The following is a 13,150-nucleotide window of genomic DNA, read 5'->3' as shown; positions in this document are numbered from 1 at the left end:
GCGATCGCCTTTTAGGATAAAAAAGGTGTTACGGTTTGTGCCACGAAACTTATAATCAAGAAGAGATAATTCGTGGAACAGATCAGGAAAACAAAGGCGTAAGGGAACTTTGCTCAAATCGAGCGCTCCAACCGTGAACTTGCTCAGATATGCAGAGTTCGGATGGCTTTTCAATTACGCGTGGAAATAGGTTTGGGGAGACATTACCTCGGATGAGCGAGCAGTTAACGGATCAAGTCCTCGTCGAACGGGTCCAGAAGGGAGATCAGAAGTCATTCAATTTACTGGTAATTCGTTATCAGCATAAAGTGGCGAGTTTGGTTTCCCGCTATGTGCCTTCAGGAGATGTTCCTGATGTGGTGCAGGAGTCTTTCATTAAAGCTTATCGTGCGCTGGATTCATTCCGTGGCGATAGCGCGTTTTATACATGGTTGTACCGTATAGCGGTCAACACGGCAAAAAATTATCTGGTTGCTCAGGGGCGTCGTCCTCCATCTAGCGATGTGGACGCAATTGATGCTGAAAACTACGAAAGTGGCAGCGCATTGAAAGAAATTTCGAACCCTGAGAACTTAATGTTGTCTGAAGAACTGAGACAAATAGTTTTCCGTACTATTGAGTCACTTCCGGAAGATTTACGTATGGCAATTACGTTGCGGGAGTTGGATGGTTTGAGCTATGAAGAAATAGCCGTCATCATGGATTGCCCGGTAGGGACTGTACGTTCTCGTATTTTCCGTGCACGGGAAGCTATTGATAATAAAGTTCAACCGCTTATCAGGCGTTGACGATAGCGGGTTACTGGAAGGGTAATTAGGCATGCAGAAAGAACAGCTTTCCGCTTTAATGGATGGGGAAACTCTGGATAGCGAACTGCTCGGTACTTTGTCGAAAGACAAAACATTGCAGAACAGCTGGGAGAGCTACCACCTAATCCGCGATACTATGCGCGGCGATACCAGTGAATTACTTCATTTTGATATTGCAGCCAATGTCATGGCCGCGATTGAAAATGAGCCAGTGCGTAATGTCACGCCACTCATTACTGAACAGCAGCCCGAACCTCATCAATGGCAGAAAATGTCATTCTGGAATAAGGTTCGTCCGTGGGCCAGCCAACTCACCCAAATGGGCGTTGCAGCATGCGTATCGCTTGCGGTAATCGTCGGGGTGCAGCACTATAATGGCCAGTCTGACAACCCTGCTCAGCCCGAGGCTCCGGTGTTTAACACCTTGCCGATGATGGGTAAAGCGAGTCCGGTAAGTTTGGGTGTGCCATCTGACAGCACAGCCAGCACAGGTCAGCAGCAGGTACAGGAACAGCGTCGACGTATCAATGCCATGTTGCAAGATTACGAATTGCAGCGTCGTTTACACGCCGAGCAACTCCAGTTTGAACAGGCACAAACCCAGCAAGCTGCGGTACAAGTGCCAGGAAACCAAACTTTAGGAACTCAATCGCAGTAATGAAGCAACTTTGGTATGCCCTGTCTCTTATGACAAGCAGCCTGTTGTTCACCTCAAATGCCTCGGCGGACACTGTTTCGTCCGGGGCGTTGTTGCAGCAGATGAACCAGGCGAGTCAGTCACTCAATTATGAGTTGGCGTTTATCAGCATTAACAAGCAAGGGATAGAGTCTTTACGCTATCGCCATGCAAGGCTTGATAATCGTCCGCTTGCTCAATTGCTCCAGATGGATGGTCCGCGCCGGGAAGTTGTTCAGCGTGGTAGTGAAATCAGCTATTTTGAACCGGGACTTGAGCCCTTTACGCTCACCGGGGACTATATCGTTGATTCGCTCCCATCAATTGTCTATACCGATTTCAAACGCCTGACGCCTTATTACGACTTCATCTCTGTCGGACGGACGCGTATTGCCGACCGCCTGTGCGAAGTGATTCGTGTCGTGGCTCGAGACGGCACACGATACAGCTATATGGTATGGATGGACTCTGAAACCAAATTACCACTACGTGTTGATTTGCTGGATCGAGATGGTGAAACGCTGGAACAATTCCGCGTTATTTCTTTCAACGTTAGCAAAGAAGCCAATAGCATGATGCAAGGCCTGGCAAAGGCGAGTTTACCACCGTTGTTGTCAGTGCCTGGTGCTGAGAAAGTTAATTTCTCCTGGACACCGACTTGGTTGCCACAAGGTTTTAGCGAAGTATCCAGCAGCCGTCGTCCGTTGCCCACTGTCGATGTTCCGATTGAATCACGTCTCTATTCTGATGGCTTGTTTAGCTTCTCGGTCAACATTAGCCGCGCTGTAAGTAACAGTAGCGATCAGCTATTACGTACTGGTCGCCGTACGGTCAGTTCTGAAGTTCGTGATAAAACAGAGATCACTATTGTGGGTGAACTACCTCCACAAACAGCAAAGCGCATTGCTGACAGTATCAAATTCAGGGCTGTACAATGATCAAAGAGTGGGCAACCGTTGTTTCCTGGCAAAACGGTGAAGCGCAACTTAACTGCGACGTCAAAACCTCATGTAATAGCTGTGCTTCACGTGCAGGTTGTGGCAGTCGCATACTCAACAAGCTTGGCCCACAAACTAGCCACACCTTATCAGTTGCATGCGATACACCGCTGGTGGTGGGGCAAAAAGTTGAATTAGGCATTGCTGAAGGCAGCCTGATTGGCTCTGCTTTACTGGTTTACATGTCTCCGCTGGTGGGTTTATTTCTGGTTTCAGCCCTTTTCCAGGCTCTGTTTGGGACAAACCTTGCAGCGATTTGTGGGGCGTTACTGGGTGGGGTTGGTGGTTTTCTTATCGCGCGGGGCTTCTCTTTGAAGCTCAGCCGTCGTGAAAGCTGGCAGCCTGTTATTCTCAGCGTTGCTCTGCCGCCAGATGTACTGAGAGTCGAAACTGTTACTTCTGCGGACGATCGGTGAAGTCTCTTCTGCCCACTATCTATTTGACACTCATTCCATCGGCTTTTCATCACTCAGCTACGCTTGCATGATGAGCTGTTTCCTCGCTTTCTCGTTGTAGTGTAGAATGCGGCGTTTCAGGCAAAAGACAGCCATTGACATCATGCTCTGTACAGCGCATTGCGCCGAGCTTTCCCGGATTTGTAAGGCATAAAACCTCTAACTATGAAGAATATACGTAACTTTTCTATTATTGCCCACATCGACCACGGCAAATCGACGCTGTCTGACCGTATTATCCAAATTTGTGGCGGCTTGTCCGACCGTGAAATGGAAGCCCAGGTTCTTGACTCCATGGATCTGGAGCGTGAACGTGGTATTACCATCAAAGCGCAAAGCGTTACGTTGGATTACAAAGCATCTGATGGTGAAACTTATCACCTGAATTTCATCGACACCCCAGGCCACGTTGACTTCTCTTATGAGGTTTCCCGCTCTCTTGCAGCTTGTGAAGGTGCATTGCTGGTGGTGGATGCCGGGCAGGGCGTAGAAGCTCAGACTCTGGCAAACTGCTACACCGCGATGGAAATGGATCTGGAAGTCGTTCCAGTTCTGAACAAAATTGACCTGCCAGCAGCTGATCCTGAACGTGCCGCGCAAGAAATTGAAGATATCGTCGGCATTGATGCAACTGATGCAGTGCGCTGCTCGGCAAAAACTGGTTTTGGCGTAACGGATGTTCTTGAACGTCTGGTGCGTGATATTCCAGGCCCGGAAGGGGACCCGGAAGCGCCACTGCAGGCACTGATCATCGACTCCTGGTTCGATAACTATCTTGGCGTTGTTTCTCTGGTCCGTATTAAAAACGGTACCATGAAAAAAGGCGACAAAATCAAGGTAATGAGTACCGGCCAGGTTTATAACGCAGACCGTCTGGGTATCTTCACTCCAAAACGTGTTGATCGCGACGTGTTGGGTTGTGGTGAAGTTGGCTGGTTGGTCTGTGCGATTAAAGATATCCTGGGTGCGCCAGTTGGCGATACCTTGACTCTCGCGCGCAACCCAGCAGACAAAGCGCTGCCAGGCTTTAAAAAAGTGAAGCCACAGGTTTACGCCGGTTTGTTCCCGGTAAGCTCTGATGATTATGAAAACTTCCGTGATGCGCTCGGCAAACTGAGCCTGAATGATGCTTCTCTGTTCTATGAACCAGAAAGCTCCACCGCATTGGGCTTCGGCTTCCGCTGTGGCTTCCTCGGTCTGTTGCATATGGAAATCATTCAGGAGCGTCTGGAGCGTGAATACGATCTTGACCTGATTACCACAGCACCAACTGTAGTTTACGAAGTCGAAACCACCAGTGGCGAAACCATCTACGTTGATAGCCCATCCAAGCTGCCAGCACTGAACAACATCGCAGAACTGCGTGAGCCAATCGCTGAATGTCATATGCTGATGCCGCAGGAATATCTGGGCAGCGTTATCACTCTGTGTATCGAAAAACGCGGCGTGCAGACCAACATGGTTTACCACGGTAACCAGGTTGCACTGACCTATGAAATCCCGATGGCTGAAGTGGTACTCGACTTCTTTGATCGTCTGAAATCAACATCCCGTGGCTACGCCTCATTGGATTACAACTTCAAACGCTTCCAGGCTTCTGACATGGTGCGCGTAGATGTTCTGATCAACGGCGATCGTGTTGATGCCCTGGCATTGATCACCCACCGTGGCAACTCGCAGTTCCGTGGCCGTCAGTTGGTTGAGAAGATGCAAGAGCTAATCCCACGTCAACAATTTGATATTGCGATTCAGGCGGCTATCGGCGCACATATCATCGCGCGTTCTACTGTTAAACAGTTACGTAAAAACGTCCTGGCGAAATGCTACGGCGGTGACGTTAGCCGTAAGAAAAAGCTGTTGCAGAAACAGAAAGACGGTAAGAAGCGTATGAAGCAAGTCGGTAACGTCGAATTGCCTCAGGAAGCGTTCCTCGCCATTCTGCACGTCGGCAAAGACAGCAAATAAATTAAGGAGTTGGCATGGCGAATATGTTTGCGCTAATCCTCGTGATAGCGACGCTGGTAACAGGGCTTTTATGGTGTATTGATAAGTTTATCTTTGCCCCAAAGCGCCATGAAAAACAGGCGGCAGCGCAAGCTGCCACTGGTGATGCACTTGATAGCAAAACGCTAAAAAAAGTCGCACCTAAGCCAGGTTGGTTAGAAACGGGGGCATCCGTATTCCCGGTGCTCGCTATTGTTTTGATTGTGCGTTCATTTATTTATGAGCCGTTCCAGATTCCATCAGGATCAATGATGCCAACGTTATTAATTGGCGACTTTATCCTGGTGGAGAAATTTGCTTACGGTATTAAAGATCCAATTTACCAGAAAACGCTCATTGAAACGGGTCACCCAAAACGCGGTGATATTGTGGTGTTCAAATATCCACAAGATCCACGTCTGGATTACATCAAGCGTGCCGTTGGTTTGCCGGGGGATCGCGTCAGTTACGATCCAGTGGCAAAAGAAGTCACTATTCAGCCAAACTGCAGTTCGGGCCAGGCATGTGATAACGCTCTGCCAATCACCTACAGCAATGTAGAGCCAAGTGATTTTGTGCAGACTTTTGCGCGCCGTAATGGCAGTGAAGCTAATTCTGGTTTCTTCCAGTTGCCGCTGAACCAGACCAAAGAAGATGGCATTCGCTTGTCTGAGCGCAAAGAAACACTGGGTGATGTAACTCACCGCATTTTGACTGTGCCAATCGCCCAGGATCAACTGGGTATGTATTACCAGCAACCGGGCCAGCAACTTGCTACGTGGATTGTGCCACCGGGTCACTATTTCATGATGGGTGATAACCGCGATAACAGCGCTGATAGCCGTTATTGGGGCTTTGTTCCTGAGGCAAATCTGGTAGGTAAAGCAACCACTATCTGGATGAGTTTCGAGAAACAAGAGGGTGAATGGCCAACGGGTGTGCGCTTAAGTCGTATTGGCGGAATTCATTGATCAATTAAATCTATTCAGATAACGACTTTCTATGTCGTTATCTATAGAATATCCCCCCGTATTAAGGTTGGCTCCCACAAGGGAGCCACGGCAAACGAAACAGCGTTGGTTCTCTTTTTCAGGTCTGTTCCGTGTGCTGAATAATTGACGCATTCATTAATTGGTATCGCATGAACCCCATCGTAATTAATAGGCTGCAGCGTAAGCTGGGCTACACTTTTGTACATCAGGATCTGTTGCAGCAGGCATTAACGCATCGCAGTGCCAGCAGCAAGCACAATGAGCGTCTGGAATTTCTGGGTGACTCCATTCTTAGCTACGTTATTGCAAACGCGCTTTACCATCGTTTCCCTCGTGTAGACGAAGGTGATATGAGCCGTATGCGTGCAACGCTTGTGCGCGGAAATACACTGGCAGAAATTGCCCGCGAATTTGAATTGGGCGAATGTCTGCGCCTTGGGCCGGGTGAGTTGAAAAGTGGTGGTTTCCGCCGCGAATCTATTCTGGCCGATACCGTCGAAGCCTTAATTGGTGGTGTTTTCCTCGACAGCGATATCCAGAATGTTGAGCGTTTAATTCTTTCCTGGTATCAATCTCGTCTGGATGAAATTAGCCCAGGCGATAAGCAAAAAGACCCTAAGACGCGTCTGCAAGAGTATTTGCAGGGTCGCCACTTGCCGCTGCCATCTTATTTGGTAGTACAGGTTCGTGGTGAAGCGCACGATCAGGAATTTACCATTCACTGTCAGGTGAGTGGCCTGCCTGAGCCGGTCATTGGTACTGGTTCAAGCCGCCGTAAAGCGGAACAGGCTGCAGCTGAGCAGGCGCTTATCAAGCTGGAGCTGGAATAATGAGCGAAGAACAAACCTTTTGCGGATTCGTGGCCATCGTTGGTCGCCCGAATGTCGGCAAATCCACGCTGCTAAACCAGTTGCTTGGGCAAAAAATCTCTATCACTTCCCGTAAAGCGCAGACGACACGTCACCGCATTATGGGCATCCATACTGAAGGCCCGTATCAGGCGATCTACGTCGATACCCCAGGGCTGCATATGGAAGAAAAGCGCGCTATCAACCGCCTGATGAACAAAGCTGCCAGCAGCTCCATCGGTGACGTTGAGCTGGTTATCTTCGTCGTTGAAGGCACGAAGTGGACCGCCGACGATGAGATGGTGCTTAACAAACTGCGTGACGCGCGCGCGCCGGTAATTCTTGCTGTGAACAAAGTCGATAACGTTCAGGATAAAGGCGTTCTGCTGCCGCATCTGCAATTCCTCGGCAGCCAGATGAACTTCCTCGATATCGTGCCTATCTCTGCGGAAAACGGCATGAACGTGGACACCATCGCCAGCATCGTTCGCAAACGTCTACCAGAAGCGATTCATCACTTCCCGGAAGAGTACATCACTGACCGTTCACAGCGTTTCATGGCTTCTGAAATCATCCGTGAAAAACTGATGCGTTTCCTGGGGGCAGAACTTCCATATTCTGTCACCGTTGAGATTGAACAGTTTGTGACTAACGCCCGTGGTGGTTTCGACATCAATGGTTTGATTCTGGTTGAACGTGAAGGCCAGAAGAAGATGGTTATTGGCAATAAAGGCGCCAAAATCAAAACCATCGGTATCGAAGCGCGTAAAGACATGGAAGAGATGTTTGAAGCCAAAATCCACCTTGAACTGTGGGTGAAGGTGAAATCCGGTTGGGCAGACGACGAGCGCGCGCTGCGTAGCCTGGGTTATACCGACGATCTGAAATAAGAAAATGGAAGGCTGGCAACGGGCTTTTGTCCTGCATAGTCGCCCCTGGAGCGAAACCAGCCTTCTACTTGATCTTTTTTCTGAAGAGTCCGGGCGCGTTCGTTTAATTGCGAAAGGCGCTCGTTCTCGCCGCTCTAATCTTAAAGGGACTCTACAACCCTTTACCCCCTTGCTGGTTCGCTGGGGCGGGCGTGGTGAAGTTAAAACGCTACGTAGCGCCGAAGCTGTCTCGCTTGCACTTCCCCTGAGTGGTATCACGCTTTACAGCGGCCTGTATGTCAATGAACTGATTTCACGTGTACTGGAAGACGAAACCCGTTTCTCCGAATTATTCTTCGATTACCTCCACTGTATTCAGGCTCTCGCTGGAACCAGCGGTTCACCCGAACCCGCTTTACGCCGTTTTGAATTAGCTCTGCTTGGGCATCTGGGTTATGGCGTGGATTTTCTGCATTGTGCAGGAAGTGGCGAAGAAGTCAGTGACACCATGACCTATCGATACCGTGAAGAAAAAGGCTTTATCGCAAGCCTTGTCGTCGATCATTACAGCTTTACCGGCCATGAATTAAGAGCGCTTGCTAATCGTGAGTTCCCTGACGTAGCCACGTTGCGCGCTGCTAAACGTTTTACGCGTATGGCATTAAAACCCTATCTTGGTGGCAAGCCTCTCAAAAGCCGCGAATTGTTCCGCCAGTTTGTGCCCAAAATTCGACCACTCAAATCACCTCAAGACCCGCAATAACGCAAGGCCCGTAGCCACGCTTTCCTTACCCGGTGTAAACTGCCTCAACTAAAACCGTTCTGACCCCGAGGAAAGGCATGTCTGAATTACTGTTAGGCGTCAATATCGATCACATCGCAACTTTGCGTAACGCGCGCGGCACGGCATATCCTGATCCAGTGCAAGCCGCATTTATCTGCGAGCAGGCCGGGGCCGATGGTATTACGGTTCACTTGCGTGAAGATCGCCGCCATATCACTGATCGTGATGTTCGTATCCTGCGTCAGACTCTTGATACACGTATGAACCTTGAAATGGCTGTAACCGAAGAGATGATTGGTATTGCTTGCGAAACCAAACCTCATTTCTGCTGCCTTGTGCCGGAAAAGCGTCAGGAAGTGACCACTGAAGGTGGTCTGGATGTTGCGGGTCAACTGGATAAAATGCGTGAGGCCTGCAAACGCCTGGCTGATGCCGGTATCCTGGTTTCTCTGTTTATCGATGCTGACCACGCGCAAATTGATGCCGCAGTGGCCGTTGGTGCGCCATATATCGAAATTCATACTGGTTGCTATGCGGATGCTGAAGACGACGCGACTCAGGCCAAAGAATTGGCTCGTATCGCTGAAGCCGCGACCTACGCTGCTGGAAAAGGCCTGAAAGTGAATGCCGGGCACGGCCTGACTTATCACAATGTAAAAGCCATTGCCCGCCTGCCGGAAATGCACGAACTAAATATCGGCCACGCTATTATTGGCCGTGCGGTAATGAGCGGTTTGAAAGAAGCCGTGGCTGAAATGAAACGCCTGATGCAGGAAGCGCGTAGCTAATGGCTATTCTTGGCCTGGGCACCGATATTGTGGAGATTGCGCGTATTGAGGGCGTTATCTCGCGTTCCGGCGATCGGCTGGCAAAGCGTGTGCTCAGTGCCAACGAATGGTTGCAATACCAGGCGCACCAGCAACCGGTGCGCTTTCTTGCAAAACGTTTTGCGGTAAAAGAAGCGGCGGCTAAAGCATTTGGCACCGGCATTCGTAACGGCCTGGCGTTTAACCAATTCGAAGTGTTTAACGATCCACTTGGTAAACCGCAGCTACGCTTTTGGGAAGAGGCGGAGCGAGTCGCTGAAAGAATGGGCGTGCGTTCTGTACACGTGACGCTTGCCGATGAGCGGCATTACGCCTGCGCAACGGTTATTATCGAAGATTAAAGCTTATCGGCGTGGTGCAACTGGACGAACTTATCCCAAAGTTGCTCTTCGTTTTCAGTATGCGCTGGATCTTTGATAATGGTATTTGGGATCGGGCAAACTTTCTGGCAGGTTGGCGTTTCATAATGTCCAATGCACTCGGTGCAACGGTCGGTATTGATTTCGTAAATGCTGTCACCCATGGAAATTGCCTCATTCGGGCACTCCGGTTCGCACATATCGCAGTTGATACATTTTTTAGTGATAAGTAGCGCCATGGGAAGATCTCGATAACATCAGAAACAGGGCGGGCATTATACGCCCAATCCCCGATCAAACCAGTTTTTTTACCAGTGCTTCGCTGTGGCGAATGCGCTTCGGTGCGTGCTCCAGATCCCTCTGTACCAGCGCCATAAAAAGTAAATCGGTCAGCATCATCTGCGCACTTGTTGATGAAATTGCCGCACTGCGTGTCGCCTGTTCTTCGGCGATGGTATACAGGCACAGGGTTGCACGTTGCTGTAGTGCGTTTGGCGTAAAGCCTGTGATGGCGAGGATCTTCGCGCCAGTGCGCAGGGTTTCATCGGCGGCGAGATTTATCTCACGCCGTTCACCAGAATAGGAAATCGCCAGTAATACATCGTCACTGCTTGAGGCTTGCGCAGTCGCAAGCAACGCATGCATGTCTTGCTCTGCTACCGCGTTAATCCCGATTTTCATCAGCTTCCAGGCAAAGTTTTTGGCAACTAACCCGGATGCACCGATGCCTACCAGCAGCACACGCCGCGCATTGCGTAGCATATTCACACTTGCCAGCAGCTTTTCTTCACTGTTGACATCAAGTGTTGCGTGCATCGCCGCCATATTATCCTTGATCAGTTTCTCGCCCACCAGCCGCAGCGGATCGTCTCCAAGAATAAGGTTATGCACCGTGACTGATTGCGGTTCCTGGCCGCTGGCGAGAGCTTCACTGATGGCAAGTTTGAGAGCAGGGAAGCCTTTGAAACCTAATTTTTGGGAAAATTTCACTACGCTGGACTGACTCACTCCGGCTTCAGCCGCAAGCTGCTGCGAACTCAAATGGCGAGCATAGTCGGGTTTTTCCAACAGAAAGTCGGCCAGTTTACGGTCACTCTGTGCAAGCGTTGAGTAGCGGCTTCGAATACGCAGTAAACAGTTCATGTCCTCTCCAGTCTGCCGGGTCAATAATGTGAGCCGCTCCATAATAACGTAAATTACGCTCGCCTGAATGAATTTTATATTCCATTATGTGGAAACTGTAAGGAATTAAATATTCAAAGGTGCATGATGAATCTCGGCTCTCTCGTTTCTGAAACTCGTAATCTACAAACAATGGATCTCGATTGCCTCTCAACACTCGAAATGGTTGAGCGTTTTAATCAACAAGACGCGCTGGTGGCTGGGGCAGTTGAAAAAACATTGCCGGAAGTTGCCCTTGCCGTCGATGCCGCAAGTGAATCACTCAAGGCAGGCGGACGTTTGATTTATATGGGGGCAGGGACCAGCGGGCGGCTTGGTGTTCTGGATGCCTCTGAATGCCCACCAACGTTCGGTGTTCCGCATGGCTTGGTCATTGGCTTAATTGCGGGTGGCCCTGGTGCATTGCTGAAAGCCGTTGAAGGTGCTGAAGACAACCAGCAATTGGGTGAAGACGATCTGAAGGCATTAGACCTGACAACTAATGATATGGTCGTTGGGCTTGCAGCGTCAGGTCGCACGCCATATGTGATTGGTGGCCTGCGTTATGCGCGTAACCTCGGATGCCGTACTGCCGCCATTTCCTGCAACCCAGGATCAGCTATTGCGCAGGAGGCTGAAATTGCAATCTCTCCCGTCGTTGGCCCGGAAGCGTTGACCGGTTCCACTCGTCTGAAATCAGGCACTGCACAGAAGCTCGTACTGAATATGATTTCAACGGGTGCAATGGTCAAGCTGGGCAAGGTGTACCAAAACCTGATGGTGGACATGAAAGCGACCAATATCAAACTTGTGGACCGGGCATGCCGTATCGTTGTTGAAGCTACTGGTGCTGCTCGTATCGATGCCGAAAATGCACTCAAACAAACTGATTATGAAGTAAAACCCGCCATTCTTATGATACTCACCGGTGTGGATGCGCAGACAGCTTATGCACGTCTGGCAGACAGCGATGGCTATCTCCGTACCGCTTTAAAAAACTAAAAGCAGGCACTGAATCATGGATAAGACAGCGACTTTGGCCCGTGAAATTTTGCCTGGCATCGGTGGGCAGGAAAATATCATCCGTCTTGAAAACTGCATGACCCGCGTGCGTGTTGAGCTTAAGGACGATAGCCTGCTTGATATTGCTCGCCTGAAAAAACTGCCGGGCGTCAGCGGTTATGTGAAGCAAGGTTCGCAGCATCAGCTGATTGTCGGCCCTGGGCGTGCAGCCCAGGTGGTTGACGCGATGCGCGAACTGCTGCAAAGCAGCGACCAGACTATCTCAAGTGAAGATGATATCGCGCACAATAAGGCTCAAGCCAAAGCGCGTTATCAGGCTCCGATGAGTGAAGCGCTACGCAAACTGGCGAATGTCTTTATTCCATTGATTCCTGCTTTTATTGCATCGGGTCTGATTACTGGAATTATCAACATTCTGAAGCGCCCGGATATTGTTGGCGATATGGCCACCCAGTACCCGAACATTCTCGGTTTACTCGCCATATTCGGTAGCGCAGTGTTTGCTATCATGAATATTCTGGTGGGTGTGAACGCCGCGAAAGTCTTCGGTGGTTCGATGGCGATGGGTGGCGTGATGGCGGGGATTCTTTCCAGCCCGCAACTGGCGCAAATCCACCTGTTTGGTGAAAACCTCCAGCCTGGCCGCGGGGGGGTTATCGCCGTATTGCTGGTGGTGGCGTTGATGTGCTGGATTGAAAAACGCTTGCGCCGGTTGCTGCCGGGCTCCATCGAGCTGATTCTCAACCCGCTGCTGACCACGTTGATTACCGCTTCGATTGCTATTGTTGCTTTGCAACCGTTGGGTGGCCTGATTTCCGATGCCATTGCCCATGGCGCAACAATGGCTATCGACAAAGGTGGTCTGGTGGTTGGCGCGGTGCTTTCCGGTGCGTTCTTGCCATTGGTGCTTTCTGGTTTGCATCAGGGGCTAGTGCCGATTCATGTTGAGCTTATTCAGACTCATGGGCAGAACGCATTATTGCCAATTCTGGCGATGGCGGGCGTCGGGCAAGTTGGCGCTGCACTTGCGGTCTTTATTAAAACACGCAATCAGCGCCTGAAAAAACTTATCAAAGGTGCATTACCCGTTGGGCTGCTTGGTATTGGTGAACCGCTGATTTTCGGGGTGACTTTACCGCTTGGTAAACCATTTATTGGTGCATGTTTAGGTGGCGCGGTTGGCGGGGCATTAATCAGCTACTGGAAAGTCGCGACGGTTATTACATTTGGCATTTCAGGTTTACCGCTGGCTTTAACCATTGTTACCGGAAAAGTGATGCTCTATCTGTTAGGCTTTCTGATAGCGGTTATCGCAGGGTTCTTATTTACATGGTTTATGGGCTTTAACGATCCAGAGGAGTAACGT

At 50.1% G+C, this 13,150-nt stretch carries 16 protein-coding genes; 14 read left to right on the top strand and 2 right to left on the bottom strand.

All coding sequences use genetic code 11. From position 1 onward, the window contains the following. Positions 1-133: 133 nt before the first annotated feature. The 12 genes from IX31_RS23810 to acpS all read left to right on the top strand — a co-directional run bounded on the left by IX31_RS23810 (position 134) and on the right by acpS (position 9,582). On the top strand, positions 134-190 hold the full coding sequence (locus IX31_RS23810) for a hypothetical protein (RefSeq protein WP_370639869.1): 57 nt from the start codon (positions 134-136) through the stop codon (positions 188-190). Between the two features lie 22 nt (positions 191-212). Further along, complete coding sequence (gene rpoE / locus IX31_RS14475; RefSeq protein WP_034459318.1) at positions 213-788, top strand: RNA polymerase sigma factor RpoE; 576 nt, start codon at positions 213-215, stop codon at positions 786-788. Positions 789-819: 31 nt separating this feature from the next. Continuing rightward, positions 820-1,467 carry an anti-sigma-E factor RseA gene (gene rseA, locus IX31_RS14470; protein ID WP_034459316.1) on the top strand — a complete coding sequence of 216 codons (648 nt, stop codon included), beginning with the start codon at positions 820-822 and terminating at the stop codon, positions 1,465-1,467. After that, on the top strand, positions 1,467-2,423 hold the full coding sequence (gene rseB / locus IX31_RS14465) for a sigma-E factor regulatory protein RseB (protein ID WP_034459314.1): 957 nt from the start codon (positions 1,467-1,469) through the stop codon (positions 2,421-2,423). The genes rseA and rseB overlap by 1 nt, the downstream gene beginning before the upstream one ends. Continuing rightward, positions 2,420-2,899: a SoxR-reducing system protein RseC gene (rseC, locus tag IX31_RS14460; protein ID WP_034459313.1), complete on the top strand. Its 480-nt coding sequence runs from the start codon at positions 2,420-2,422 to the stop codon at positions 2,897-2,899. The genes rseB and rseC overlap by 4 nt, the downstream gene beginning before the upstream one ends. Before the next feature lie 204 nt (positions 2,900-3,103). Beyond that, the gene (gene lepA, locus IX31_RS14455) at positions 3,104-4,903 is read left to right on the top strand and encodes a translation elongation factor 4 (protein WP_034459311.1); all 1,800 of its coding nucleotides are present in this window, start codon (positions 3,104-3,106) and stop codon (positions 4,901-4,903) included. 14 nt (positions 4,904-4,917) lie between these two features. After that, positions 4,918-5,892: a signal peptidase I gene (gene lepB / locus IX31_RS14450; protein WP_034459309.1), complete on the top strand. Its 975-nt coding sequence runs from the start codon at positions 4,918-4,920 to the stop codon at positions 5,890-5,892. 170 nt (positions 5,893-6,062) lie between these two features. Beyond that, positions 6,063-6,743, top strand: coding sequence for a ribonuclease III (gene rnc / locus IX31_RS14445; protein WP_034459305.1), 681 nt, complete (start codon positions 6,063-6,065; stop codon positions 6,741-6,743). Then, on the top strand, positions 6,743-7,651 hold the full coding sequence (era, locus tag IX31_RS14440) for a GTPase Era (RefSeq protein ID WP_034459300.1): 909 nt from the start codon (positions 6,743-6,745) through the stop codon (positions 7,649-7,651). Before rnc ends, era begins: the two co-directional genes overlap by 1 nt. Before the next feature lie 4 nt (positions 7,652-7,655). Beyond that, on the top strand, positions 7,656-8,393 hold the full coding sequence (gene recO / locus IX31_RS14435) for a DNA repair protein RecO (protein WP_034459297.1): 738 nt from the start codon (positions 7,656-7,658) through the stop codon (positions 8,391-8,393). Between the two features lie 77 nt (positions 8,394-8,470). Continuing rightward, the gene (pdxJ, locus tag IX31_RS14430; protein WP_034459294.1) at positions 8,471-9,202 is read left to right on the top strand and encodes a pyridoxine 5'-phosphate synthase; all 732 of its coding nucleotides are present in this window, start codon (positions 8,471-8,473) and stop codon (positions 9,200-9,202) included. Then, on the top strand, positions 9,202-9,582 hold the full coding sequence (gene acpS, locus IX31_RS14425) for a holo-ACP synthase (RefSeq protein WP_034459291.1): 381 nt from the start codon (positions 9,202-9,204) through the stop codon (positions 9,580-9,582). The genes pdxJ and acpS overlap by 1 nt, the downstream gene beginning before the upstream one ends. Here the strand turns inward: acpS and IX31_RS14420 are convergent. Both IX31_RS14420 and IX31_RS14415 read right to left on the bottom strand, forming a co-directional pair. Next, positions 9,579-9,839, bottom strand: coding sequence for a YfhL family 4Fe-4S dicluster ferredoxin (locus IX31_RS14420; protein WP_034459289.1), 261 nt, complete (start codon positions 9,837-9,839; stop codon positions 9,579-9,581). The genes acpS and IX31_RS14420 overlap by 4 nt on opposite strands. 55 nt (positions 9,840-9,894) lie before the next feature. Next, positions 9,895-10,743 (bottom strand): MurR/RpiR family transcriptional regulator, encoded by an 849-nt coding sequence (locus IX31_RS14415; protein ID WP_034459286.1) that lies wholly within the window; start codon positions 10,741-10,743, stop codon positions 9,895-9,897. Positions 10,744-10,869: 126 nt separating this feature from the next. Between IX31_RS14415 and murQ the strand changes: the two genes are divergently transcribed. Both murQ and IX31_RS14405 read left to right on the top strand, forming a co-directional pair. Then, the gene (gene murQ / locus IX31_RS14410) at positions 10,870-11,763 is read left to right on the top strand and encodes an N-acetylmuramic acid 6-phosphate etherase (RefSeq protein ID WP_034460104.1); all 894 of its coding nucleotides are present in this window, start codon (positions 10,870-10,872) and stop codon (positions 11,761-11,763) included. A 16-nt stretch (positions 11,764-11,779) separates the two neighbouring features. Beyond that, complete coding sequence (locus IX31_RS14405) at positions 11,780-13,147, top strand: PTS transporter subunit EIIC (RefSeq protein ID WP_034459284.1); 1,368 nt, start codon at positions 11,780-11,782, stop codon at positions 13,145-13,147. The last annotated feature ends 3 nt before the right edge of the window (positions 13,148-13,150 follow it).

The organism is Buttiauxella noackiae (assembly GCF_000737905.1).
Classification (GTDB): domain Bacteria; phylum Pseudomonadota; class Gammaproteobacteria; order Enterobacterales; family Enterobacteriaceae; genus Buttiauxella; species Buttiauxella noackiae.
Note: the sequence above shows the minus strand (reverse complement) of the source record. Positions and strands in the feature narration are given on the sequence as shown.